Source organism: Rhodococcus koreensis (assembly GCF_017068375.1).
Classification (GTDB): domain Bacteria; phylum Actinomycetota; class Actinomycetes; order Mycobacteriales; family Mycobacteriaceae; genus Rhodococcus_F; species Rhodococcus_F koreensis.
Genome location: NZ_CP070610.1, coordinates 221,202 through 246,218, shown reverse-complemented (window position 1 = coordinate 246,218; position 25,017 = coordinate 221,202). Strand labels below are relative to the sequence as shown.

Below are 25,017 nucleotides of genomic sequence, written 5' to 3'. Positions count from 1 at the left end.
GGGGGCGTCGCGGAAGTCGCGCGAGAGTTCCTCGGTGACCTGGACATAGCACGGCGTCGAGACCGGGGCGCCCCCGAATTCTTCGGGAACGGCCAGCCCGCAGATGCCGATATCCTTCATCTGTTCGATGAATTTCTCGGGGTACTCGTTCTGGTGTTCCATCTCGTTGACCACGGGCTTCACATCGCGGGTCGATGAAGTCGCGGACAGTCTGGATGAGGAGTTGTTCTTCCTCGGGGATGTCGAAGGTCACGTGAGAGTCCGTCTGTGTCAGTGGTCGGCGAGCGGAGTGGGAACGGACCGGGTGGGCATCCCGGTGGCGTCGAGCCCGAGTTCGGTGAGCGCAAGTTCGCGTAGGCGGGCCTTGGGTACCTTGCCGCTGGCGACGCGCGGGAAGCTGGCGCTGGTTCCGTAGATCGCATGGTGCGGGGCTTTGTATTTGGCGGCCTTGCTGCGGACGTGGTCCTGGATCCGGGCGAGGGTGACGTCGTCGCGGTCGGCGTCGACGAAGACGACGATCGCCTCACCGCGGACGATGTCGGGGATGCCCACGGCATGCACTTCCCGGACGCCGGCGATTTCCCCGACCAGGAGTTCTACTTCGAGGGGGCTGACGTTGATGCCGCCGGGTTTCATCATTTCCGAGAGCCGGGAGTGGAAGTGCAGGTACCCGTGCTCGTCCATGTATGCGAGGTCGCCGGTGCGGAAGAAGCCGTCGGGTGTCATGACCTCGCGGTTGCGGTCGGGATCCTTGTAGTAGCCGCGCATGACGTGTCCGCGGATCAGGATCTGTCCGATTTCACCGGCCGGTAGGGGGTCGTCGGTTTCCGGGTCGGCGATGCGGAAGTCCCAGTCGGGGAGGGGTCGGCCGATGGTGCCCTCGGCCCGTTCGACGGGGTCGTGGGCATCGGTCAGCGCGCACAACCCGTAGGACTCGGTCAATCCGTAGATGCTGGTGCCCAGGGTCAGTCCGAGTTCGGTGCGGGCGAGTTGGCGGTCGGCTTTGCTCAGGCCGAGGACACCCTTGCGGAGGCTGAGTTGGCGGCGAGCGCGGTCGGGATGGTCGACGAGGCTTCGGGTCATGTTGCCCAGTCCGTAGTAGGCGGTGCAGCGTTCACGTTCGAGCAGTTCGAGGGCTCGGCCGGGTTCATACACCTCCATGAGGACCACGCACGCGCCGTGGGTCCAGGTCGCGCCGAGGGCCTGAATGACACCGAGACCGTAGAACAGCGGTGTCGCGAGAAATGACCGGTCGTGCTCGTCGAGCGCCTGCCGTTCGCCGATGTTGAAGGTATTGACGATGGCGTGGTGGTGTTCGAGAGCGACACACTTGGGTCGGGCCGTGCTGCCACTGGTGTAGATGAGGTACGCGAGGTCGTCCGGTTCGACAGCGGCTTCGGCATCGGTCAGTGCGGCGTCGCTGATCTGTTCTCCGCGCCCGAGGAACTGGTGCAGCGGTACCGCAGCCGGGAGACGGTGGTCTCCGAGCTCGACGACCTGACGCAACGTCGGCAATGCCGTGTCGTGGAGTACGCGGTCGGGGCCGGGTGAGTCGGTGACCGCCGCGACGGCGCCCGCGACGATGGGGGCATAGTCCGTACCGCGCAGTCGGTCGAAGAACAGCAGGGCTTTCACGTCGCCGTGGTCGAGCGCATACGAGAGTTCATCGGTCTTGTACCAGGTGTTGATGGGCACGACGGCGGCGCCTATCCGGGCCCCGGCCATCGCGGTATATAGCCACTCGGGCCGATTGCCTGCCAAGATGGCGATCGAGTCACCGCGACCGATTCCTATGGCGAGCAGTGCCTTCGACCATCTGCTGACCTCGCGATCGAGGTCGGCGAAGGTGATGTCGGTCCCTTCGAAAGAGAGCGCGGCGCGTCTGGGGAAGCGGTCGGCCATTTCGTGCAGCAATGCCCCCCAGGTGTGAGCGGCAGGAGCTGATGCGGTCATTGGAGTTCCTCGGGTTGTGCAGGCGACGAAACGATGGGGACAGCTGCAGGCGGGGTGGGTAAGCCGGGTGTGTCGACGGCAAAGGCGAGTACGCGCCCGCCTTTGGCGACCGTCACGATGAGACGGTCGAGCGCGGCGCCGGCGAAGCAGACACTGGTGGGCATCGTTCCTTTACCGATCGCCAACTGCTCGCGCAGCTGCCCGGCCGGGTCGAAGTAGGTAACCGTGCCCGATTTGCTCCCCGCCACCCACAACCCGCCGCGTGCGTCGACGGTGATGCCATCGGGGGTTGGGACGGTGATCTCCGGGAAGTCATGATCGACGGTCGCGGTCGAAGCTGTGACCACATAGCGGCGCACCCGGTCGCGCGCGGTCTCGGCGACGTACAGGTGTTCCGGGGAGGTTCCGAACGCGATGCCGTTGGGGAAGAAGACGTCGTCGAGAATGACGGTTGCGTGATCGGCCGCGGGATCGTATCGCCAGACGCGGCCCGGCAGGGCTGCGTCGCCGAAGCCGTGACCGTTCGGGTCGGTGAACCAGAGCGCGCCGTCCGGCCCGAACGCACAGTCCGAGGGAGCATGGACGTTCTCGCTGAGGATGGTGCGCGGCGCGGCGGGAGCGTGGTGATCCCAGACCTGGATGGACGGGGTGGTGTGCAGCTGTGACCTGGTGGGCATCGCCTCGCCACCATTCTGGGTGATCCACAGTCGACCGTCGCACCCGAGCGTCATGCCGTTGGGTCCGCCACCGGTTTCGGCGACCGCAACGGCCGGTTGGCCGTCGAGGAAGACCTCGTACAACGCGCCGCGGCTGACGCTCGTGACGAATAGTCGGCCGTCGGTGGTCCACACGGGGCCCTCGGTGAAGCCGATGTTCTCTGCGAGTGTCAGGCCGTCCTCGACTGTTCTGGTGGTGATCGATGGTGCAGCCATCAGTGTTGTCCTGTTCTGGTCGTCGCCGGTGTCGTGCAATCGGTCGACGCCCAACGCGTCATCAACGTTGTTGCCGGCTCCGTGTTTTCACCGTGTCCGCCGGCATTGCCCGGTGTTCTGCTGTATCGGGGAGCGGGGGCAGGTTCGACGCATTCTCCCCGGATGAGGGTGTTTCGGAACTGCATGTGTGGGTCGGTCACCGCTTCGTCGAGAGTGAGAACCGGGGACACACACGCGTCGAGTTCGGCGAAGACCACCGTCCATTCTTCGCGGGTTTGCGTCCGGAAGATACTCGCGAACCGATCCTTCATGGCCGGCCACTGCGCCCGGTCCTGTTGTGCCGGCAGGTCGGCGTCGGCGAGCCCGAGCCCGAGGAGCAGCCGCTGGTAGAACTGCGGCTCGATACTGCCCACGGCCATGAAAGCGTCGTCCGAGGTCCGGTAGACGTTGTAGAAGTGCGCACCACTGTCGATACTGTTCGTGCCGGGTTCGCTCGACCAGTTCCCGGTGGCCTTGCGGTTCCAGATACCGCTCATCAGCAAGCTGGTTCCGTCGATCATCGCAGCGTCGACGACCTGACCGACATTGCTCGACACCCGCTCGTAGAGCGCGGCGAGTATTCCCGTGACCAGCAGCATCCCGCCGCCGCCGTAATCACCGACGAGATTGAGCGGCGGAACGGGAACTTCCCCCTGGCGGGCGATGGACCGAAGGGCACCGGTCAGCGCGAGATAGTTGAGGTCGTGGCCGGCGGTATCGGCGAGCGGTCCGTCCTGCCCCCAGCCGGTCATTCGGGCATAGATCAAGGCAGGGTTGCGGCCTAGACAGGTATCGGGTCCGAGCCTAAGTCGTTCCATCACGCCCGGCCGGAATCCTTCGATGAGCACGTCGGCGCGATCGATGGCGTCCAGGGCACGGTCGCGTTCGCAGGGGTCCTTGAGATCAAGGCTCAGCGTGGTCCGTCCCCGGCCGAGGATGCCGGCGTCGTCGGTGGTCTGGCCGGGCCGGTTGATCCGCAGGACTTCCGCGCCGGCGTCGGCGAGCATCATCGCGGCGAACGGTGCCGACCCGAGCGCGGCGATCTCGACGACGCGCAGTCCACGGAGCGGGCCGGGGGAGGGGGCTGTGTCGGTCATGTGCCTTCCTTGTCGGCTGCGACGAAGATCAGGTGCGACTCTCCGTCGTCGGTGATGAATTCGGCGCGGACGCGCTGCCCGATCCGGAGGGAGGGCATTGGCACGCCGACGAGGTTGCCGTAGATTCTGGCGCCTTCGTCGAGTTCGATGACCGCGACGACGTATGGACTCGGCAGGTGGAAGTCGGTCCGGTAGGTCTTGCGGAAGGTTGCGTAGGACCATAGGTGGCCCTCTCCGGTCACCGCGTTCCACTGTGGAGTCTCTGTGTCGCCGCATCGAGTGCAGACCGCTTTCGGAGGGAACTGCTGGGTTCCGCAGGCCGCGCAGGCACTGATCAACAGCTTGTGGCGGGCCAGCCCCTCGCGATGGGCGGTCAACGAATAGCGGGGGCTCATGCCTGTGCTCCGTATACGACCGAGGTCACCACGGGAGCGGCGCACAGGTATTGAGCGATCGTCGCGTCGTGCACCTGGCGATCGCCGCAGGTCTTCCTCAACTGGCGGATCGCCTCGACGTTCAACCCCCACCCTTGCATGTAGCTTTCCGACAGGTGTCCGCCGGAGGTGTTGATCGGCAGCTCACCACGCAGCCCGATTCGGCCGTCCTGGATCCATGCTCCGGACTCGCCGGGTGCGCAGAATCCGAGGCCCTCGAGGGTGAAGAGCACGTTGGGGCTGAAGTTGTCGTAGGCCATCAGGACGTCGATGTCGGCGCGGGTGCAGTCGGCCATTGCGTAGGCCTGCTGCCCGACGCTGGCGATCGCCTCACGCCAGAAGTCGTCCGGGGGGAAGTCAGAGTTGCGTAGCTGCCCTTGTTGTCCGAGCCCGAGGACATGAACGGGCGGTTGAGCACAGTCGCGGGCCCGGTCCGCGGAGGTGAGGATCATGGCCACCCCGCCGTCGTTGATCAGGCAGTAGTCGTAGATCTTCAGCGGTTCGACGATGAATCGGGACTCGAGGTAGATCTCGCGTGAGATGCGGTCTGTGAACACGGCCTGCGGGTTGAGCGAGGCGTGCTCTCGGAGGGTGATCGCGACTTGCGCCAGCTGTTCGGCGGTGGTGCCGTACTGCGCACAGTGCCGCTGGAACATCATTGCGTAAAAGGCTCCGGGAGAAGTCATTCCGTAGGGCAGGGTCAGCGCCGGGGTGGTGCCGTATCCCTCGGCGGCCGCGCTGGCGCTCGCGCTGCCGCCTCCATAGGTGTGCCCACCGGAGCGCCCGTTGTTGCCGTACACCAGCGCGATGGTGGAGGCCATCCCGGTAGCGATGGCCAGTACCGCCATCTGGATGGCGATGCCGGTCATGCGTCCCTCCGCCGGTAGCTGCGCCGACCAGCGTGGTTCGATTCCCATCCGTGAGGCCACTGCTTCGTAACTACTGACCCGGTTCACGATCAAGCCGTCGAGGTCGCCGGGAGTCAGTCCGGCATCGGTGAGTGCCGCCTGAAGGGCGGTCAAGCCCAAATCGTCGGCGGAGGAACCCGCGAGATTGCCGAATTCGGTCGTGCCGACCCCGACCACCGCGGTGGCCGCGCGAAGTACGGCCTTATCTGTGGGCCGGTATGGCTGCACTACAACTCCATATTTGATAACTGATACGTACGGACAATTTACTGTGCCATGCCCGGCGACGTTTCCGCAAGGGGGACGAGAATCGGGCAGCAACGTCGGATAACGTTGTGCAGCGGTGGATTCGATGCGAGGAAGAACGGGCGCCACCGGCCGCGCGGGCACGCCAGGCACCCTTCCGGTCTCATAATGCGAGGAGACCGGAAGGGTCGAAGCACCCCGGGGGAGGTCAGAGTGAGAAGTCGATGACTCCGCGGATGTTCTTACCGTCTCGCAAGTCCTGATATCCCTGGTTGATCTCGTCGAGCGTGTAACGGGTGGTGATGAGCTCGTCGAGTTTGAGCCGACCTGCATCGTAGAGTCGCAGCAAGCGGACGATGTCGTACTGCGGATTCGACGATCCGAACAGGGTGCCCTTGATGGTCTTCTCCATGAACACCATTTCCTGGCCCGACACGTGGACGGTGAGGTTGGCGGCGTTGGACACACCCGTGACCACGACCGTCGAGCCCTTCCCGATCACGTTGAATGCCGCGGTGATGGTTTCCTCGTCCATGGTTCCGATGAGCACGAGGGCCTGGTCGGCACCCTGGCCCCAGGTCAGTTCGGTGACCTTCGCGTGCGCATCTTCGGCATTGGAGAAGACGTGGGTCGCACCGAATTTGAGTGCCGTCTCTCGCTTGAACTCGACGGGATCGACGCACACGATGTACTTCGCACCGGCGTGCACCGCACCCTGCACCGCGTTGATACCCAATCCGCCGATCCCATAGATGACGGTGGTGTCCCCGGGGCGAACGTTGCCGGCGTTGACCGCGGTTCCCCATCCGGTCGGGACACCGCACCCGACGAGTACCGCGGAGTCGAGCGGAAGCCAGTCGTCGACCTTCACGACCGAGTATTCGGACACAGTCGCGAATTCGGAGAATGCCCCGAGCATGCAGAAAGCGCTGTAGTCGGTGCCGTCCTTGTGGAGACGGAAAGTGCCGTCCGGCATGCTGCCTTCGAGAATCGTGGACCCTGCGTCGCAGAGATTCTGGCGTCCGGTCGAGCAGTACCGGCAGATGCCGCAACTCGGGGTGAAGCTGCAGACCACGTGGTCACCGACCGCGACCTTCTTCACTCCGGGGCCAACCTTCTCGACGATGCCCGCCGCTTCGTGGCCGCCCACCATCGGATAGCGCACCGACAGATCTCCGTCCATCATGTGCAGATCCGAATGGCACAGCCCGGCCGCGGACATCCGCAGCATGACCTCCCCGGGGCCGGGATCGTCGATGTCGAGTTCCATGATCTCGAAGGGGGCGTGGGGCGCGGTCAGTACGGCAGCGCGTGTCTTCATTGTTCTTTCCGATCGTTCGAGGGAAATTCAGCTGTGCATGGTCCAGACGGACTTGGTTTCCAGGTATCCGTCGAGGCTGTCCGGGCCCAGGTCGCGGCCGTAGCCGGACTGGTGGAACCCGCCGAAGGGAGCCGCCGGATCGGTCAACCCCCACCCGTTGACGTAGACGGTCCCGGCCTGCAGTCGGCGGGTCATCGTCTGGACGGTGTTCACATTCTTCGTCCAGATGCCCGCGGCCAAGCCGTAGTCGCTGGCATTCGCGCGCTCGATGACCTCGTCGATGTGGTCGAAGGTGAGAACGACGACGACCGGACCGAAGATCTCCTCACGGGCGCATTCCATGTCGTCGGTCGCATTGGCGATGATCGTCGGGGGGTGGAAGTGTCCGGTCAGATCCTCGGGTATCTGCGCGCCCTGATAGATCGTGGCGCCCTCTTCCTTTGCGCGCTGGACGTATCCCCGGACACGCTCGAGTTGCGCTTTGTTGGCCAGGGGCCCGAAGTCGACGCCCTCCTCGATGCCGGGCCCGATCCTCAACTGGCCGGCGATCGCGGTGAGTCGCTCGATGACCTCGTCGTGAATGTCATTGTGCACAAACAATCGCGATGGGGCGCTGCAAGTTTGGCCGGAGTGCCAGAAGATGCCACCCGCCGAACCGGTCACCGCCTCCTGCACATCGGCGTCGGGAAGGATGATGTTGGCGGACTTGCCGCCCAGTTCGAGCGTCACCCGTTTGACGTCGTCCGCGGCTTGGCGGGCGATGTGCTTGCCGACCTTCGTCGAGCCGGTGAAGGTGAGCTTGTCGACCCCGGGATGGGTGACCAGTGCTTGCCCAGCGGTTCCGCCAGTGCCGGGGACGACGTTGAGCACGCCGGCGGGAAGTCCGGCCTCGGTGGCCAGCTCCGCCAGCCACAGCGCCGACAGGGGCGTTTCCTCGGAAGGCTTGAGGACAATCGTGCACCCGGACGCGAGGGCGGGACCGATCTTCCATCCGCACAGCAGAAGCGGGAAGTTCCACGCGGTGATCGCGCCCACCACCCCGACCGGCTCACGTTCGGTGCGTATGTAAATGTTGGGATGAGATACCGGGACGGTCGAACCGACAATCTTGGTGGGCCAACCGGCGTAGTAGTGAAATGCTCGGGCGGCGAACTCGACATCGATGTTTCGTGCTGCGCCGAGAACCTTTCCTGCATCAAGGACCTCGAGCTGAGCGAAGTCGTCGGCGTGCTGGTAGATCAGATCGCCGATCCGGTGGAGGATGCGTCCGCGGTCGAGTGGGCTCATCTGCCGCCAGGGAGCGGACTCGGCGAACGCGCGCCGGGCCGCCTCGACCGCGTCGGCGACGTCGTCCACCCCTCCCGAGGCCGCAACCGCAATCTGGCGCCCGGTTGCCGGGTCGAAGATGGGAAGCTCCTCGCCGCTGCGCGCTGCGCGCCGTTCGCCGTCGATGAAGACGTGCGGCGCCGCGTCCAAACGCTTGACGACAGCCGAGGAGAGCAGGTGATCAGTCGATGCGGTGGTTGTCATCGTGCCTCTCAAAATGGATATGTGATACATCGGGTGTGACGCACATTACGTCAGGACGCCCATGAAGTCGAGTCCGACCTGGACGGTGTGGAAACGCGATACGCAGAACTCGACGGGCTGACGACGGATGGTTTCGAAAACCAGCAGGTCAGATCGATACTGAAGGTGTCTCGGCGGGGAAAAGCGCGGGTGTGGTGTGTTGCCGAGGGCGATGTGCCCGCCCTCCTGTCGACCGCGTTACACTAGCGATTGTTGATGATTGATCAAATTAGGAGTCGATATGACCACGTCCGACGCTGAGGTCGAATTGTCGAATCGTCGTGCACGGAACGGTGGCAGGAGTGAGGATGCTCGTCCTCATGTCTCGCGGCGGAACATGAGTGGTCAGGTCGTCGACTACATCAAGAACATGATCTTCGACGGGTCTCTGATCCGGGGGCAGCGAGTGCCACAGGACCAAATCGCCAAAGACCTCGGGGTCAGTCGCCTGCCGGTTCGGGAAGCGCTCATCACTCTCGAGGCCGAGGGGTTGATCGACTCCGAACCTCATCGTGGTTCTTTCGTCGTTCCCATCCTGCGCGAGGACATCGACGATCACTACCGGATCTACGGAATGGTGCAGGGGCTCGCATCGCGGCGCGCTGCGTCGCGGATCACGCAACCAACGCTTGCCCGGCTGCAGGAGCTGCACGAGGGCATGCAGGCGAGCGATGATCCTGATCTATTACACAACCTGAACTGGGAGTTCCACGCTCTCATCAACCAGACCGGTGGCAGTCGGCGCCTGTTGTCGGTGCTGCGGCAGCTGGCCAAGAACCTGCCACGGGCCGTGTACGAGGCACCCCCGGGGGCGAGCCCGGAAGCCAATCGGGGGCACCAGAAGATTTTGGACGCCTTGAGGAGTGGAGACGCGGCAGCGGCGGATGCCGCATCGCGCGAACATGTCCAGTTCGAGGGGGAGTACGTGATCGCCAAGCTCAAGCGCGATGGGATCCTCGCCGACGACGCCTAGTGGCAGGCACAAACTTGTCAGTTCTACGTCGTTCACGGCCTGGCCGGCAGGTGGCCGGGTACGGCGGGGCGAGTGTCAGCGAGTGGGGCATGCGATTCGCGGCTGGCGCAACACCAGTGCAATGACTTCTGCCCGTGTGCGCACGCCCAGCTTGCGCAGGATACTGCTGACGTGAAAGCGCACGGTGCTCTCGGCGATGTAGAGCTGCTGTCCGATCTCGCGGTTGGACGAGCCCGCGACCAGGCACCCGAGCACGTCGCGCTCTCGGCCGCTCAATGATGGCCAGGATGCCGAACCGCCGGTGCCATGGATGTCTTTTGGAACCGCGACGAGCTGACTGAGGATGTCGAGAGCCACACGACGGGCGGCCTGGTCGTCCAGCTCGTCCGATCGCAGTGCCGTCACTGCGCGGTGGACAGCGGAACACCTCACGGCACCAGGAACTGTCTCGTTCCGCGAATAGCAGTCGGGACAGGATGTCGACACCTATACCTCCTTTCTAGGCACTGCCGCTTCACGAAGCTCAGATTGTATCAACTATTCGTGCGCTTCCAGCGGGTGCGGGGGTAAACGTCCGGCAGCCTTGTCGAACATCGCCAGTTCAACCGTCCTTTCAAGGACGAAGGGACGAGTCGTTGGCCGTAAGACTTGATAAGTGATACAAAAAGACGCACACTTTGTGGCGCGCGCCACAGCGTGTTCCCCTCCTCCTCGATCGCCCCTCGACGTCACCAGGAGATCCGATGACAGAAATAGCCGTTGACGATGGTTTGCGCGAGAGACCGCCAGCCACTCCTGCCTCGGAGGGGCCGCTGAGGCCCTATCACTGGGCCGTCATGGTGCTCGGCGTGCTCGGTTACGCGACCATCGCGGCCGACGCCGCAATCTTCCCCACCAGTTACCCCCTCGTCCAACAAAGTCTGGGATTCTCCGACAGCGCTGTCGGATACATCTATGCAGCCGGATTCTTCACCTGCGGTGTCATCGCTATGTTCCTCATCGGCCCCATGACCGACCGGTTCGGCCGTAAGCCTCTATTCATAGCGGCTATCGCGATTTGCTCGGCGTTCACGATTCTGACTGGCTTCGCCTGGAACACAGCATCATTCGGTGTCATGCGGTCGATCGCAACCATCGGTTATGTCTCGTGGGGGCTAGCCACCGTACTCATTGCGGAATCGGTACCCGCGAAGCATCGCGGATGGATGACCGGGACTGTGCCAGTGGGGTGGGCCATCGGATTCGGATCGTCGGCGTTCTTCTCCGAACACATCGCCGCCGGCATGGGATGGCGGGCGGTGTTCTGGATCGTCGGCACACTCCCCTTGGTCTTCGGTATCGCCGTCTCCTTCGTCATCAAGGAAACACCGCACTTCCAGGATCTCCAGCATGCCCGTCGAACTGGGGCGAGCAGGTTCCACATCGACGTCGCTATGACGGAGAAGAGTGTGCTCGCTCAGCTGTGGGCAGCCGATATGCGTCGCCGCACCATCGGCGTCACCGTGTTCTTCCTCTTCATCGTGCCCCAATACGCCATCATGTCCTACTTCGGACTGAGCTTCATGCAGGCGAAGGACATTTCGTTCCTCGAGGCCAACCGTGCGATCAGCTGGGCGAACTGGCTCGGTATCGTCACCATCCTCGCCGCCAGTTTCCTCACACGGGGCAAAGGTGCCCACTACACCCTCACGGCCGTTGGAGTGCTCGGATCTGTATGCGCCATCTTCATGGTGTACCTGGCGACACCGTCGACGATCGTGCCCTGGTTCATCGTGTACGTCTTGATCACCATCGGTCTCTGGGGCGGATCCTCGAATTTTCTCCAGGAAGCCTTCCCCACGCGTATCCGTGGCACGGGCGGAGCCTGGGGTTCGGGCATGCTGTGGGCCAGCTACGGAACTCTCGCGCTCGTCGTCGCCCCGCTGCTGACCCTCTACAGCTGGAATGTGCTGGTCATCGTCTTCGGTGCCGTGCTGCCGCTGATCGCGTTGGTCGGCCTGTGGCTGGTCCCGCAGCCGAAGGCGCTCAACTCCAACCTCGAAGACCTGGTGCACTGACATGCGTTGCTGCACAACCGGGACCAACCGGAGCATTGCGACCCCGCCATCGAACAAAATCCCCTTGTGCTACCCCACCGGCCCCTGGCCGAGCGACACGATGCCCTGGCCCGAAGGAAAGAACCGATGAACGTTTTCGACGTCGAAGATCACGGACCCGGCCCAGCAGTGCTTTTCAGCCACGGCACGCTCCTGGATCGGACCATGTACGCCGCGCAAACCGCTGCTCTGGCCGATCGCTGCCGGACCATCGCCTATACCAGCAGGGCCGGAACATCGGAATACGCCACCGCGTACGACCTCGACTCGCTGGTCTCCGATTGCCTGGAGGTGGCCGCGCGAGCAGGAGTCGACCGATTCGTGCTGGTGGGAATGTCGGTGGGCGGGTTCATGGCGATCGAGTTGGCCTTGAAGTACCCAGAACGGCTGGCCGGGCTGGTCCTGATGGACACGATGGCAGACGCCTACACCAGCGAGGAGAAGGCTCAGTTCGCCGAAGTGTTCCTGCCCATGAAGAGCGAAGACCCCATCCCCGCGACCTTCGCAGAAACTTTCATTCCTATCATTTTCGGCCCGCAGGCCGTCGCGAACCGTCATGACTTGATCGATTCGTGGGTGCGCAAGTGGCGAGCTAGACCATCGCGGTCGGTGTGGGGCGAATACAACTCGTGGATCAGCAAGAGCGACCGCCTCTCCCGCCTGTCCGAGATAGAGATCCCGACCCTCATCGTGCACGGTGAGCAGGACAACGGCATCGACATTGCAGCTGCCGAACGGATGCATGCCCGGATACCGGGATCAGCTTTCGCCCGAATCCCCGGCGCGGGCCACCTGGTGACTGAGGAAAACCCCGACGCCGTATCAACGGCGCTGGCCAGCTTCCTTGACGCCCTTCCGCGTTGGTAGGCCCGACCGCACAGCCTCGCCCACCCCACGCCACCGACGACCCTGCACATGGACACCGAATGAAACCCACCACCCTCGACAACGACGTCACGATCATCTCCGGCGGCAGCCGCGGCATCGGCGCCGCCATCGTCCGGACACTGAGCGAGCACGGCAGTGCGGTCACCATCGCCGGCGGCTGCGCCGAGAGCGGCCGTCGACTTGCCGACGAACTGGGTCCACGATGTCACTACATCCCACATGACGTCACCGACGAACAATCCTGGCAGGACGTCATCGACAGCACCGTCGACCGGCACGGCAAGGTGACGGCACTGGTCAACAATGCGGGTATCTACAAACCGGAAGGCGACATCGAGAACACCAGTCCGGAGAACTTCAACTCCCATTACCGGGTCAACCAACTCGGAGTCTTTCTCGGCATGAACGCCGTCGCGGGGCTGATGAAGGCAGCCCGCCACGGCAGTATCGTCAACATCTCCTCCATCGCCTCCCACCGCGCCTACCCCAACCAAATCTCCTACACCACAACCAAATGGGCGGTTCGAGGTATGACCAAAGCTGCCGCAGTGGATCTCGGACAGTTCGGCATCCGGGTCAACTCGGTTCATCCCGGATTCATCGATACCAGCGTGCTGGACGTTGTTCCCGACTCACAACGAGAGGCCGTGGTCAGCGCGACACCACTCGGGCGCCTCGGCCAGACCGACGAAATCGCTGCATCCGTGGCCTACCTTGTCTCCCCGTCGAGCGGCTTCGTCACCGGCGCCGAACTCGTGATCGACGGCGGACTCTCCGCATGAACGTCGCCCACTCCCAGCCCCCGTGCCAACACGTCACCACGACTACTCCCTCGAGCCATTTTCCTGGAGGAACCCATCATGAGCGTGACTGAAAAACGCTCCACCACAAAGATGCTGCGGGTTACCGCAGCAGGATTCGCCGGCACTGCCCTCGAGTACTACGACTTCTTCCTGTACGGCACCGCCGCAGCCCTCGTGTTCGGGCCCTTGTTCTTCCCGTCATACAGCCCGCTAGCAGGGACCCTCGCCTCCTTCGCGACTTTCGCGGTCGGATTCCTGGCCAGGCCGTTGGGCAGTGTTCTCTTCGGCGGAATGGGGGACAAGGTCGGTCGGCGCAAGACGCTCGTGTTTTCGCTGTTGATGATGGGCACCGCGACGGTTCTGATCGGCGTACTTCCGACATTCGAGCAAGTCGGCTGGTTCGCTCCGCTCCTGCTGGTCACCCTCCGATTCGTGCAAGGCATCGCGATGGGCGGAGAGTGGGGTGGAGCTGCTCTGATGCTCGTCGAGCATTCACCCCCGCACCGGCGCGGGCTGTACGGAAGCACCGTTCAGATGGGGGTACCCGGCGGACTCCTGCTGTCGACCATCGCCATCACCGTCAGTGACCACATTTCCGGCGACGCCTTCGAGACCTGGGGTTGGCGGATCCCGTTCCTGCTCAGCGCCGTCCTTTTCGCCATCTCGATGTTCATTCGCCTCGGCGTCGAGGAAACTCCGGACTTCACCGAACTGCAGACCGCCTCGGCCCAGCAAAGCACCCCGGTGCGTTCACTACTGCGCAATCAATGGCGGGAAGTCGCTCTGGCCGCGGGCGTCATCGCGCCTGGAGGCATCCTGTTCTATCTGGTGTCCACCTACGCCGTCTCCTACGGCACCACGATCTTGGACATCAGCCGCACCTCGATGCTCAATGCGCTGCTCGCCGCATCAATCGTCTACTTGATCAGCCTGCCGGTATCCGGTCATCTGAGTGACCGGTTCTCCCGCCGCATCGTCATTCTCGCCGGGTGCTTCACCGCTCTGTTCGGAGGTTTCGTGCTGTTCGCGCTGATGGATACCGGGTCGGGGTGGGCCGCGTTCTTGGGTATCACCTTCATGCTGGCGGTGGTGCATTCGGCACTGCAAGCCCCGCAGCCGGCGTTCCTTGCGGAGCGATTCAGTGTCGATGTCCGGTTCAGCGGCGTCGCGTTGAGTCAGGCGCTGTCAGTTAGTGTCATCGGTGGCACCGCCCCGTTCATGGCGACGCTGTTCTACAGCTGGACACACTCCACCTGGCTGATCTGTACCTGGCTCGCACTCTGGAGCGTGGCTGGGGCCGTCTCGACGATCGCGCTCAGCAGGAGACCATGCGCGATCGACGATGCCGACCAGCGACCGGCCGATACCGACCGGGAACCCCGACTCGGTGCGTCACGACAACTGACCGGCACCCACGAATAGTTCCGTAGATGCGCATAGCTCCGCGGACACCGCATCCGCGGAGCTATGCGCCGGGGGTACCCGGCGCGCCACCGACATAACGCCACTCGATCCGACCACGCAGTCCGCCGAGAATCTCGGCGGGCGTCGTCCCGAGCGCGTGAGCCCACCGCTGCGCACCCGCGGTGCTGCCAGCGGTTCCCCCGAACAACACGGCGCGATCTCCTTCCACCACATCGGTGTCGGTCCCGAGGTAGACCAGTATCTGATCCATGCACACCCGCCCGACCTGAGGGCGCCACCTGCCGCCCAGCAGCACCGACATACGGCCACCCAGCGCACGCGGAATCCCGTCCGCGTACCCCACAGGCAGCAATGCGATCGAACAGTCCCTCTCTGCCACCCACCGGAATCCGTACGAGACCCCATCGCCCGCCGCGATCTTCTTCACCAGCGCCACCTCCGCCGACAACGTCAGGGCCGGAACCAGTTCCGCTTCGAGGGCAGAACCGGTTGGCGCGACACCGTACAGACCGAGATCGGCGCGGACCAGGTCGAAGCGTAAGTCACTGCGACGCAGCGCCTGCGCGCCGGCGAGATGGGCGGATTCGAAGGTCACCCCGGCTGCGCGTGCGAACCGTAAGTACTCGAGAAAATGGTCGCGGTCTCGATCCACCACAGAGTCGGCATTGGTGTCGTCGCCGGTCGACGAGTAGATGCCGCGAACGTGCACCGTCCCCTCCGATTGAGCGGCGCGTAGCGACCGGATCAGATCTGCCCAGTGCGGGACCCGCTGGGGTGCACGTCCGCAGTCGACGGCCACCTGGACCGTCGCAGTTGTCCCGCACCGTGCCGCCGCCCTCACGGCCGCCACCTGATCGGCGGATTCAACCGTTACGGCGACGCCGGTTCGTATTCCCGCGTCGAGGCAGTCCTCCCCGTACCCACGTACCGGCGCGAACGCCAGGATCGGGGCGCCGATACCGGCCCGGCGAAGTGCGCACCCTTCATCGATCGTCCGAACCCCCAGTTCCCGCGCCCCAGCCGCCAAGGCGGTGACCGCCACCGGCACCGCACCGTGGCCGTACGCGTTGGCCTCGACTACCGCCATCAACGACGCCGTCCCGGCCCGAGCGGCCAGGGCCCTCGTGTTCCGGGAGGTGGCGTCCAGGTTCACACAGGCCTCGATCACCGGTCGACGGCCCTCCAGAGATCCGGCGCCGGGAGCGACATCGGTCTCCGAGTGGAAGGCTGACACGGTTCTGGCCCTCGATTCAATGGCAAGCACCCACCCATACAGGGGTGGGGAGAACGGAGTGCCTCGGACGAGGCTGCGAATTCTGCCTGACACCTTACTCGGCCACAACCTCGGTCATCGGGCATGTAATTTGACCACGTTAAGCCCAGTTCGGTCGACTGCCAGATTATCCTCGATTCAGTAGGCGAGGTGGGTGATGAGCCGATTCAAGGCACCAGATGCCGGTCCGAGGGGATAGATGGCCGAGACCGATCCGGGGGCAACACAGCGCGACCAGACTCCAGACATCGCCACGGAGCTGGCGGCGGAGGGATTCGAGTGCGCCACCGAGATCGGACGGGGCGGCTTCGGGATGGTGTACCGCTGCGAAGAGCGGACTCTCGATCGCGTCGTCGCGGTCAAGGTGCTCACCACCTATCACGACTCGGAAGGCGTGGCCCGCTTTCTCCGTGAGCAAAAAGCAATGGGACGCCTGTCCGGGCACCCCAACATAGTCACGATTTATCGCGTCGGAACGACGGGCGCCGGCCAACCGTACATCGTCATGCACTACCACGAGCCGGGCTCCCTCCAGGCACTGATCGAGTCGGGTCCGATTTCCTGGATCCGTGTCCTGCACCTCGGGATCAAGGTGGCCGACGCGCTCGAGGCCGCCCACCAGCAATCCATCCTGCACCGAGACATCAAACCCGCGAACATCTTGATCGACACCTTCGGAGAGCCGCAGCTGACAGATTTCGGCATCGCCCGCATCACCGGCGGATTCGAGACCACGGCCGGTGTCGTGACCGGATCACCCGCCTACACCGACCCCGACGTGCTGCTCGGGCATCCCCCCAGCCCAGCCGGCGACATCTATAGCCTCGGAGCGACCCTGTTCAGCGCGCTCACCGGACACGCGGCCTTCGAACGGCGCAGCGGTGAGCCTCTGATCGCTCAGTTCCGGCGCATCACAAATCCGACCGGTCCCTTGCTAGGTGACTGGCGGGGAGACATCCCCGAGGAACTCTGCACTGCGATCGAGCATGCCATGGACCGCGATCGCGGCAACCGTCCCCGCGCGGCAGCCGAATTTGCGGACCAGTTACGCCGCGTCCACCACAACTCCGAGAGCAGCGCACCCGAGGGGATCGCGCCAGAATTGAGCGCCGACCCAGAACACAATTCATCAGCATCCGGTTTCCAATCCCCGTCACCGCACTCGCGGACGCCGACACCCTCCGGTCGGTACTCGGCACCTCCCACGCCCGCCACCAGATTCCGACCACCACCACCGAGCCGCACCCTGGTCCCCCGTGCCCGCCTGATGCAGGCTCTCCACACCGATCGACGGCGGCGCCTGGCCGTGATTCACGCACCCACCGGCTACGGAAAAAGCACCACGGCGGCACAGTGGCTCCGTCAGCTCGCCGACGAGGGCATCGCCACCGCATGGTTGACCGTCGACCGAGACGACAACAATCCGCTGTGGTTCCTCGCACATCTCATCGAAGCCGTCACCACCGCATTGCCGGCCGTGGCGACCGACTTGCGGGACACCTTCGAAGCACACGGTGACCACGCATGCCCGCACGTGCTGACAACGCTGATCAACACACTGCACGATCAGGACCAACACCTGGCCCTCGTCGTCGACGACTGGCATCGGGTCTCGGATCCCTCGAGTGTGGCGACGCTGACGTACCTACTGGACAACGGGTGCCACCACATCCAGGTCATCGTGACCAGTCGCAGCAAAACAGGACTGCCGATGAGCCGAATGCGCGTTCTCGACGAACTGGTCGAGATCGATTCGGCAGTACTGCGATTCGACGAAGAAGAAACACGCACCTTCCTCACCGAAACATCGGGAGTGGACCTGGCGACAAGTGACATCGCCAACCTGGCGAGGTCGACCGACGGGTGGGCCGCCGCCATCCAGCTGGCGTCGCTATCTCTGCGCTCGTCCGCGGACCCCGCCGGTTTCATCGAACACCTCTCGGGCCGCCACCAAGCGATCGGAGATTTCCTCGCCGAGAACGTCCTCGACTCCATCGACACGGACACACGCGCATTTCTGCTGGCCACCGCCATTCCCGACCGCATCTGCGCCGACCTCGCCTCCACCCTGACCGACGTGCGACGCGGACAGGCGATGCTCGAGCTGATCGAAGAACGCGACCTGTTCCTGCGTCGAGTCGACGACGAAGGACACTGGTTCCGCTACCACCACATGTTCGCCGAATTCCTACGCGGCCGCCTCGACACCGACTTTCCCGGACGATCGGCGCAGTTGCATCGCTCCGCCTCCACCTGGTTCGCCGAGCACCACTTCCTCAGCGAAGCGGTCGATCACGCACTGCGTGCCGGCGATACGACCGGTGCGGTGGAACTGATCGAACGCGACGGGACGTATCTGCTCGAGCATTCGCAGATGTCGACGTTGCGTGGACTCGTCGACAAGCTGCCGATCGACAGCGCGGTATCGAATCCGCGGCTGCAGCTCGCCGCCGCCTGGTCGAACATCCTGCTCTACAACCCCGACCCGGCTCTGCAGGCACTCGACCGCGTCGATACCGCGCTCACCCACCGCAGCGACCCGGACACCCCCGCGCTGGCCGCCGAAGCGTCGGTGGTCAGAGCAGCCGTGGAATTGCGCGCCGACCGCGCCTCTCGCATCGACGACTTGGTGCGTCCGTGTCTCGATCGACCCGATGATCTCAGGCCGTGGGTCGTATCCGTCGCGGCGAACGTCGCGACGTTCGCCGCAATCTGCCAAGCGGACTATCGCGCCGCCTATGCCCTTCAGCAATGGGCCGCAACGTATCACCAGCGGAACAACGGGCCGTACAACTCGGTGCACGGACACTGTTGGGTGGGTATAGCCGCCTTCGAGCAACTCGACGTGAGCTTGGCGGAATCGAGTTTCCGAACCGCGATGAAGATCGCTCAGCAAATGGATGGACGTCGGTCGTACACAGCTCGGCTGGCCGGGGGCCTGCTCGGTGAAGTTCTGTACGAGAAGGGTCAGATCGTCGAGGCCGAGCGACTGCTCGACGACGGATTCGACCTCGGGCCACACGCGGGGGCCGTCGACTTGAAGATCACCCGGTACGTCGTCGGAGCCCGAATCAAAGCGATTCGCGGTGACCGTTCGGCGGCGGTTCAACGGCTGGACGAGGGCGCACGATTCTCCATGCAGATGCAGCTGCCGAGGCTCCACAGCGCCATCGTCAACGAAGCGGCGCGCCTGGATCTCGTCCTGCCGTCCTCAGATGCACAACCTGAGGACCTCACCTATGCCGAACGCGCCGAGCAAGTGTCCGGTCTCGACGAGGCGATCGCGCAGTACCGGGAGGAGGCGGCAATCCGGGGATTGGTGCGAACCGGATCCCCGGCGAATACCGACCTCGCATGCCAGTGGGCCAGAGAGTGGGTAGAGCGCCTCGCGGACAGCGAACGCCACCGGGCCGCGCTGCGGGCCCGCCGACTGCTGGCCGGCTGCCTCGCCGCATCCGGCCGCAGCGAAGAGGCCGGAAAGGTGCTCACCGAGGTGATAGCCCGCTGCTCGCAGGCCGGGTTGGTGCGGTTCCTCGCCGACGGGGGCGAACACGTCATGGACACCCTCCAACACATCGTCGACACCGACCATCCACCAACTCATCCGCCGCACTCGTCGGACGTGCCCCGCGACTTCTTGTTGGCGGCGCTCGCGGCTGATGCCGGCCTGACGTGAGACCCCCTACCGCAGGGGGGACACCGCATCGTCGGTGTCGTGTTGAACTGACCATCGGGCCACGGTTCCCGCGGCAGAGAAGAGGATCAGGCCCGCCCCGATGGCGAGCCAGATGGCTGCCGTAAGCATGCCGATGCCAAAACCCCACGGGCTGACCCCCGAAGCGAGTGCCGGACCGGCGCTGGCACCGAGGAAGGTAAAGGATCCGTACAGTGCCGTTGCGCCGCCCGTTTCCTCCGGATGTACTTGCGCCAGAAGTGATTCGACGATGGCCGACGCCGTAATGGCGATGGCCGCCACGAGCACCAGCACCGTGATCGACAAGGCAACCAGGGAACCTGACAGAACCGATCCGCCCGCACCCATCGCCGCCACACCCATCGCCGCCACACCCATTGCCGCCGCGCCCCGGCGGGCCGGTCGGCACCGCCTCAGCACCCGACCCAGAAATGGAATGACGAGCAGTGCCGGCACGGTGGCCAATCGCAGCACCTGCAGGGCCTCGGGATTTCCGGCAATTGAAGGCGGCCCCACCAGCGAGATGGTGGTGAAGACGCTGACATACGCCCCGAGGAAAGTGGCTGCAGCACCAAACAGCGCGACCAACCGCCACCTGCCCAGAATCGTCACCAGGACTCCGAAAAGGCGCGTACCACCGGGGTGGTCCCTGGGCCGCGCCCTCGGAACCAACGCAGCAACTGCCACGGTTGCCACCACGAGCGCGCCTGCGCCGACCACAAAGACCGCACGCCAGCCAGCTGCAGCGGCGATCATCTGCGCGGCGACGGGAACGACCGCCGCAGCGGCGAGAAAACCGCTGGTCAAGCAGCTCAAAGCAAGTAGGCGGTGGCGCGGATCGATGCTCTCGGCGATATACGTGAACGCGGCCGGGGCGAAGGCGGCGGCTGCGCAGCCCTGCCCCGCGCGAGCGATCAACTCCAGAAGGAGCGTGGACGGCAGCGCTGCCAGCAGTGTGGTGACCGCGGCGGCGAACAGGCCGACCGTCATCACGGTATGCGGCCCGAACCGCGACGCCAGCGGCCCCGCGGCGAGGAAGCCGAGAGCATAGGCGACGCCGAACACAGTGGAGGTTGCCGTCACGTGCGCAGGGTCGACACCGAAGGTAGCGGCCATCTGCGGAAGTAGCGCCAGTACCGAGTACATCTGTCCCACAGCGGTGATGGCCGTAACGGTGAGAATGACGATTACTCGTCCGGACGGGGCATATCGATCCCGGACTACGTTGATCGGACCGATGTCGGTGTTCGGCTGTAGGCCCACACCGCCTCCTTCGTGCGTTCCCGATGGGTGAACCGTGTGATGGTCGCGCCTATCGCTTCGTGGTGGCCCAGTAGCACACCGGGCACGGATCGTGGGCCCCCATCAGCGGCTCCGGCGCAGGTCCATCCGGTAGCTGTAGCGGCGGGGATTGAGTCGCGAGGTGGTGAACTCGACCGGCCGCCCCCCGGCGTCGTGGTACAGCCGCTCGATGAGCAAGACGGCGTCTCCCGCCGAGCATCCGATCAGTTCGCTCTCCGCCTCCTCGGCTTGGGTGGCGTGGATATTCTGAGTTGCGGAGACGATGCTCTCGGGTAGTAATCGCTCTGCCGATTGAATGATCGTGCTGTCGGTCTCCCACAGTCCCCGCTCGATCACGTTGTCCGCCAATGAGGAAACCATGTAGTGCCGGGTCAAAGCGAAAGGCGCATGGTTGTAGCAGCGTTGGACGAGTGCGCAGCGGACGTCTGAGATATCCGCACCGAGGTGGCGGGCGATCGCGGGCTCGCTCACTCCCCGTCGGAAAGGCTCGAGTAACCGGGTGGTGGTGCCGGGCCAGCTCATGATTTCGTCGAGCGATCCGATTGCACGCTGGTAGCGACCTGAGTTCGTCTCGTGCCCAATCAAGTACGTGCCACTGCCCTGGACGCGGTGCACCATGCCCTCCTCGACCAGGTGACCGATCGCTTGCCGGATCGTGTGTCTGCTGACGCCGAAACTCTGCCGAAGTTGGTCTTCGGTGGGCAGCTTGTCACCCACGGCGTACTCACCGCGTTCGGCTCGCCGCCGAAGTTGTTCGGCGACGAGCCGGTACGCGGGACGCCTGAGATACGAATGCGTCTCCACAATCACGCCTGTCTGTCATTTCCTCGCGGAGGGTGCTTCCTCGCTGAACAGCGACACCCCGCGGGTCTCGGGCAGATACCGCAGCAGAAGCACGAACGACAGCGCTGCAATCGCGACCAGGTAGAGAGCGGGCGCGACGATGAGCGCTGCGGCAGCTGCGATGGCGGTGGCGATGAACGGGCCGGGCCCGCCGATGAGGGCCTGCGCGACGTTGAAGCCGATCGAGCTACCCGTCACCCGCAGTCGGGCCGGGAAGAGCTCGACCATGAGAACGCCGAGCATGACATTGGCCAGGGCCTCGAAGGCCGCGAAAATCACCAGGCCGATCAGGGCGAGGTACCAGGTGCCGGTCGAGAGCAGAACGAAGCAGGGGACGGCGGTCAGAGCAATGCCACCGGCGCCGAGCAGCATCGTGCGTCGGCGACCGATACGGTCGCCGATCATCCCTGCCACGGGGCACATGAGCGAGTAGATGAGCAACCCGAGCACCGCGAGTTCGAGGGCGGCGGTCTTGGTCATGTGGACCTCGACAGTGAGGAAGGTGACCACGAAGGTTGCAAGGTAGTAGAAGCCGAGGCCGGTCACCGCGGTGCAGACGAACACCAGGAGGATTCCGGATCGGCTGTGCTTGCCGGCGTTGCGCAGGGGGGCGTGCTCGACCTCGTGAGCGCGCTGGAGCTCCTGGAATACGGGAGTGTCCTCGAGCCGGAGCCGGACGTAGAGGCCGAGGACGGCCAGCGGGCCGGCGACGAGGAAGGGGACGCGCCAACCCCAGGTCGTCATCTGGTCGTCGGACAGCAGGGTGGTCAGCAGCAAGGTCACCGCACCCCCGGCCATGACCCCGATGCCGGCGCCGGCGGAGACCACACTGCTCCACAGCCCGCGTCGGCGGGCCGGTGCATATTCGACGAGGAAGGCAGCTGCGCCGGCGTACTCGCCACCCGCGGAGAATCCTTGGGCGCACCGAAGGAGCACCAGAAGAGCGGGAGCGGCAAGGCCGATCGTGGCGTAGGTCGGCAGGATGCCGATGCCGATGGTGCAGATACCCATGACGACGATTGCGAGTGAGAGCGCCGCACGGCGACCGGCGCGATCGCCGAAAGCCCCGATCAGCAGCCCCCCGAGCGGACGAAAGAGGAACGCGACGCCGAAAACGGCGAGGGAGGCCAACAGCGACGTAGTGGCGTTCCCGGACGGAAAGAACAGCGCCCCGATGGTCGCGGCCAGAAACCCGTACACCGCGAAGTCGAACCACTCGAGGAAGTGGCCGATGCCCGCGGCGACGGCCACGCGTCGAGACACTTGGGGTGCCAGCGTCCCCGATGAGGTCAGCGCATCAGTCGTCGGTGCATCTCCCGCAATCGTGGGGGGTAACGGCGATACAGGGGGTGGGTTCGTCATCGAGGTCTCCTCGGGAAGCGTCGTGGACTTCTTTCGCCACGACGTGAATTTGGTCCTGCGGGAATCTGATCGGTCTTTTGGCGCGCCCATGATCCTCCGCCTGGCAGCTCGCAGTGAAGTAAGCCACAGTTGTACGGATGACTTGAAGCTAGTCAGGGTCGGTGCTTGCGTCAACCCCTTAAAAGTTGCGGGCCGGCCGCTGGGCGGGAACTGGCCGAAGAAAATGCTGTGAACTGGCTATTTAATGCCCACTGGCGTCTAGTCCATGGGCGGAATGGGAAGGGTTCGGTTTCGGTTCGCGTCGTGATTGACAGATGCAAGACTTCGCAATAGTGTCTCAAGTCATACGGACAAATTGTGGCGACGGCGGGGATCGGATCCGCGTCCGCGGGCGGCTCCCACAGGAACCGCAACTGACGTGTCCACGAATCATGGAAGGGAAGTGCGCATGTCTGGCAGCACGATCGCCGAACGACTCGGTGTCTTCGCCGCAGGTCTGGAGGTCGATGCGCTTCCACAATCGGTCGTCGAGCGGACGACAGGGTGCCTCATCCACGTGTTGGCGGTGGGGATGGCCGGGTCTGCGGCCGGCTTCGGTCGACAGGCCGAGCAGGCCAGCCCTGGAGTGAGTTCGCCTCCGAACCTGGAGGGATACGCCCGCTCGCTGGTGACCGGGCAATGGCATCCGGCCTCGACGGCGGCCTTCATCAACGGAGTGCATCTGCATGCCCGGGCGCAGGAAGACACACACGGTACTTTTCATCCGGGAGTGAGCGTCATCCCCGCAGCCCTGGCGGCCGCAGAGTCCAGCGCTGTCGACGGCCGGACCCTGCTGGCGGCGGTTGTCGCGGGTTACGAGGTGGGTATTGCACTGTCGGGGCCGCTCACGGACCTGACCACCCCGCCCTTTCGTGCGACGGCGGTCTTCGGGCCGGTGGCTGCCGCCGCTGCCGTCGGGCGGATCCGCGGCCTGAGCGGCGAACGCATGACCTCCGCACTGGCGATCGCCGCATCGATCTCGGGTGGCACGTCCGAATCGTTCGGTGCGGGAACCGACGAGTGGCATTTCCAGTCGGGGATCGCGGCGACGAGCGGGCTGATGGCAGCGCAACTCGCCGAAACCGGTGTCGCGGGGTCCCGGACGGCGTTCGAGGCCGAAGCAGGATTCCTCGACTGCTTCTCGCGATCGCGGGAGGGAGCGGACACACTCGCCCGTGACCTCGGCCGGTCCTGGAACATCCTTGACGTCACCTTCAAGCCGTACCCGGTGTGTGCGTTCAATCAGGCGCCGGCCATGCTCGCGGTGCGGCTTCGCGAGTCCGGTCTCCGCGCCGACGAGGTCGCGTCGATCCGGCTGCGGATGAACGAACGCGAAGCCACCTATCCGGGCATGCCCTCGCGGGGGCCCTTCGCCAGCACCTCACAGACACTCATGAGCGCCAGATTCGCCTTCGCGACCGGTCTCGTCCAAGGCGACATCACCTACGACCTGCTGCAACAGTTCACCGATCCCCAGGTGCTCGACCTCATCGGCAAGATCGACCTCGTCGCCGAGCCGGGACGCTCAGCGAAAACCGCACACGCCACCGTGACCCAGATCGACGGCACCACGGTCCACGACGCCATCGAGGACTCCGATGCGATGCTGTCGTGGCACATGGACGGCGTCGTCCGCAATGCCGAACGCCTCGCGACCGAGATTCCGTTGGTGGCAGAGGAATTGGAGACCTTGGTCGACAGCGTGGCCACGTTGCCGCAGGCGTCCTCCGTCGACCCGTTGATCCGGTCGGCACTGGCGGGAATCTCCGTCGGAACGTGAGGACAGCATCCCCACATCCTCCTTGATGTGCGCGGTACCT

General features: G+C 64.6%; 19 protein-coding genes and 1 pseudogene. 7 read left to right on the top strand and 13 right to left on the bottom strand.

Going from position 1 to position 25,017, the window contains the following annotated elements; all coding sequences use genetic code 11:
- Nucleotides 1-18: 18 nt before the first annotated feature.
- The 8 genes and pseudogenes from JWS14_RS42095 to JWS14_RS42060 form a co-directional block, all read right to left on the bottom strand.
- A pseudogene (locus JWS14_RS42095) lies at nt 19-253 on the bottom strand (acyl-CoA dehydrogenase family protein); the annotation flags it as partial.
- 17 nt (nt 254-270) lie between these two features.
- Complete coding sequence (locus JWS14_RS42090) at nt 271-1,953, bottom strand: AMP-binding protein (protein ID WP_206016372.1); 1,683 nt, start codon at nt 1,951-1,953, stop codon at nt 271-273.
- The gene (locus JWS14_RS42085) at nt 1,950-2,885 is read right to left on the bottom strand and encodes an SMP-30/gluconolactonase/LRE family protein (protein WP_206016371.1); all 936 of its coding nucleotides are present in this window, start codon (nt 2,883-2,885) and stop codon (nt 1,950-1,952) included. Before JWS14_RS42085 ends, JWS14_RS42090 begins: the two co-directional genes overlap by 4 nt.
- Nucleotides 2,885-4,021 carry a CaiB/BaiF CoA transferase family protein gene (locus JWS14_RS42080; protein WP_206016370.1) on the bottom strand — a complete coding sequence of 379 codons (1,137 nt, stop codon included), beginning with the start codon at nt 4,019-4,021 and terminating at the stop codon, nt 2,885-2,887. The genes JWS14_RS42085 and JWS14_RS42080 overlap by 1 nt, the downstream gene beginning before the upstream one ends.
- Nucleotides 4,018-4,416: a Zn-ribbon domain-containing OB-fold protein gene (locus JWS14_RS42075; RefSeq protein WP_206016369.1), complete on the bottom strand. Its 399-nt coding sequence runs from the start codon at nt 4,414-4,416 to the stop codon at nt 4,018-4,020. Before JWS14_RS42075 ends, JWS14_RS42080 begins: the two co-directional genes overlap by 4 nt.
- Nucleotides 4,413-5,477 carry a thiolase family protein gene (locus JWS14_RS42070; RefSeq protein ID WP_206016368.1) on the bottom strand — a complete coding sequence of 355 codons (1,065 nt, stop codon included), beginning with the start codon at nt 5,475-5,477 and terminating at the stop codon, nt 4,413-4,415. Before JWS14_RS42070 ends, JWS14_RS42075 begins: the two co-directional genes overlap by 4 nt.
- Before the next feature lie 340 nt (nt 5,478-5,817).
- Nucleotides 5,818-6,930 (bottom strand): NDMA-dependent alcohol dehydrogenase, encoded by a 1,113-nt coding sequence (locus JWS14_RS42065; RefSeq protein WP_167117923.1) that lies wholly within the window; start codon nt 6,928-6,930, stop codon nt 5,818-5,820.
- 27 nt (nt 6,931-6,957) lie between these two features.
- Entirely contained in the window at nt 6,958-8,460 is a 1,503-nt protein-coding gene (locus JWS14_RS42060) for an aldehyde dehydrogenase family protein (RefSeq protein ID WP_167117926.1), read from the bottom strand.
- Between the two features lie 280 nt (nt 8,461-8,740).
- On the opposite strand from JWS14_RS42060, the gene JWS14_RS42055 reads away from it, so the two are divergent.
- Nucleotides 8,741-9,472 (top strand): GntR family transcriptional regulator, encoded by a 732-nt coding sequence (locus tag JWS14_RS42055; protein WP_167117931.1) that lies wholly within the window; start codon nt 8,741-8,743, stop codon nt 9,470-9,472.
- 75 nt (nt 9,473-9,547) lie between these two features.
- Here the strand turns inward: JWS14_RS42055 and JWS14_RS42050 are convergent, their stop codons facing one another.
- A complete protein-coding gene (locus tag JWS14_RS42050) occupies nt 9,548-9,877 on the bottom strand; it encodes a helix-turn-helix domain-containing protein (RefSeq protein WP_241031751.1) in 330 nt (109 codons plus the stop codon).
- A gap of 338 nt (nt 9,878-10,215) precedes the next feature.
- Here JWS14_RS42050 and JWS14_RS42045 point away from each other — a divergent pair, with 338 nt between their 5' ends.
- From JWS14_RS42045 to JWS14_RS42030, 4 genes are all read left to right on the top strand, one after another.
- The gene (locus JWS14_RS42045) at nt 10,216-11,529 is read left to right on the top strand and encodes an MFS transporter (RefSeq protein WP_167117937.1); all 1,314 of its coding nucleotides are present in this window, start codon (nt 10,216-10,218) and stop codon (nt 11,527-11,529) included.
- 126 nt (nt 11,530-11,655) lie between these two features.
- Complete coding sequence (locus tag JWS14_RS42040; protein ID WP_206016367.1) at nt 11,656-12,435, top strand: alpha/beta fold hydrolase; 780 nt, start codon at nt 11,656-11,658, stop codon at nt 12,433-12,435.
- A gap of 59 nt (nt 12,436-12,494) precedes the next feature.
- The gene (locus tag JWS14_RS42035) at nt 12,495-13,238 is read left to right on the top strand and encodes an SDR family NAD(P)-dependent oxidoreductase (RefSeq protein WP_206016366.1); all 744 of its coding nucleotides are present in this window, start codon (nt 12,495-12,497) and stop codon (nt 13,236-13,238) included.
- A 78-nt stretch (nt 13,239-13,316) separates the two neighbouring features.
- Entirely contained in the window at nt 13,317-14,681 is a 1,365-nt protein-coding gene (locus JWS14_RS42030) for an MFS transporter (protein ID WP_167117946.1), read from the top strand.
- A gap of 43 nt (nt 14,682-14,724) precedes the next feature.
- On the opposite strand, the gene alr is transcribed toward JWS14_RS42030, so the two are convergent.
- Complete coding sequence (alr, locus tag JWS14_RS42025; protein WP_167117949.1) at nt 14,725-15,918, bottom strand: alanine racemase; 1,194 nt, start codon at nt 15,916-15,918, stop codon at nt 14,725-14,727.
- A gap of 238 nt (nt 15,919-16,156) precedes the next feature.
- On the opposite strand from alr, the gene JWS14_RS42020 reads away from it, so the two are divergent.
- The gene (locus JWS14_RS42020) at nt 16,157-19,633 is read left to right on the top strand and encodes a serine/threonine-protein kinase (RefSeq protein ID WP_206016365.1); all 3,477 of its coding nucleotides are present in this window, start codon (nt 16,157-16,159) and stop codon (nt 19,631-19,633) included.
- Nucleotides 19,634-19,639: 6 nt separating this feature from the next.
- On the opposite strand, the gene JWS14_RS42015 is transcribed toward JWS14_RS42020, so the two are convergent.
- From JWS14_RS42015 to JWS14_RS42005, 3 genes are all read right to left on the bottom strand, one after another.
- The gene (locus JWS14_RS42015; RefSeq protein ID WP_259376146.1) at nt 19,640-20,914 is read right to left on the bottom strand and encodes an MFS transporter; all 1,275 of its coding nucleotides are present in this window, start codon (nt 20,912-20,914) and stop codon (nt 19,640-19,642) included.
- A gap of 102 nt (nt 20,915-21,016) precedes the next feature.
- Nucleotides 21,017-21,763 carry a GntR family transcriptional regulator gene (locus JWS14_RS51420; RefSeq protein ID WP_275957910.1) on the bottom strand — a complete coding sequence of 249 codons (747 nt, stop codon included), beginning with the start codon at nt 21,761-21,763 and terminating at the stop codon, nt 21,017-21,019.
- 9 nt (nt 21,764-21,772) lie between these two features.
- Nucleotides 21,773-23,047, bottom strand: a complete 1,275-nt coding sequence (locus JWS14_RS42005; protein ID WP_241031750.1) for an MFS transporter — start codon at nt 23,045-23,047, stop codon at nt 21,773-21,775.
- A 559-nt stretch (nt 23,048-23,606) separates the two neighbouring features.
- Here JWS14_RS42005 and JWS14_RS42000 point away from each other — a divergent pair.
- Nucleotides 23,607-24,977: an MmgE/PrpD family protein gene (locus JWS14_RS42000; protein WP_206016363.1), complete on the top strand. Its 1,371-nt coding sequence runs from the start codon at nt 23,607-23,609 to the stop codon at nt 24,975-24,977.
- Nucleotides 24,978-25,017: the final 40 nt, after the last annotated feature.

Excerpts from the sequence above, each read along its gene's own strand:
- JWS14_RS42055 (WP_167117931.1), top strand. The coding sequence starts at position 8,741 with ATGACCACGTCCGACGCTGAGGTCGAATTGTCGAATCGTCGTGCACGG.
- JWS14_RS42090 (WP_206016372.1), bottom strand. The coding sequence starts at position 1,953 with ATGACCGCATCAGCTCCTGCCGCTCACACCTGGGGGGCATTGCTGCAC.
- JWS14_RS42065 (WP_167117923.1), bottom strand. The coding sequence starts at position 6,930 with ATGAAGACACGCGCTGCCGTACTGACCGCGCCCCACGCCCCCTTCGAG.
- JWS14_RS42080 (WP_206016370.1), bottom strand. The coding sequence starts at position 4,021 with ATGACCGACACAGCCCCCTCCCCCGGCCCGCTCCGTGGACTGCGCGTC.
- JWS14_RS42075 (WP_206016369.1), bottom strand. The coding sequence starts at position 4,416 with ATGAGCCCCCGCTATTCGTTGACCGCCCATCGCGAGGGGCTGGCCCGC.
- JWS14_RS42030 (WP_167117946.1), top strand. The coding sequence starts at position 13,317 with ATGAGCGTGACTGAAAAACGCTCCACCACAAAGATGCTGCGGGTTACC.
- JWS14_RS42085 (WP_206016371.1), bottom strand. The coding sequence starts at position 2,885 with ATGGCTGCACCATCGATCACCACCAGAACAGTCGAGGACGGCCTGACA.
- JWS14_RS42020 (WP_206016365.1), top strand. The coding sequence starts at position 16,157 with ATGGCCGAGACCGATCCGGGGGCAACACAGCGCGACCAGACTCCAGAC.
- JWS14_RS42040 (WP_206016367.1), top strand. The coding sequence starts at position 11,656 with ATGAACGTTTTCGACGTCGAAGATCACGGACCCGGCCCAGCAGTGCTT.
- JWS14_RS42000 (WP_206016363.1), top strand. The coding sequence starts at position 23,607 with ATGTCTGGCAGCACGATCGCCGAACGACTCGGTGTCTTCGCCGCAGGT.
- JWS14_RS42060 (WP_167117926.1), bottom strand. The coding sequence starts at position 8,460 with ATGACAACCACCGCATCGACTGATCACCTGCTCTCCTCGGCTGTCGTC.
- JWS14_RS42035 (WP_206016366.1), top strand. The coding sequence starts at position 12,495 with ATGAAACCCACCACCCTCGACAACGACGTCACGATCATCTCCGGCGGC.
- JWS14_RS42045 (WP_167117937.1), top strand. The coding sequence starts at position 10,216 with ATGACAGAAATAGCCGTTGACGATGGTTTGCGCGAGAGACCGCCAGCC.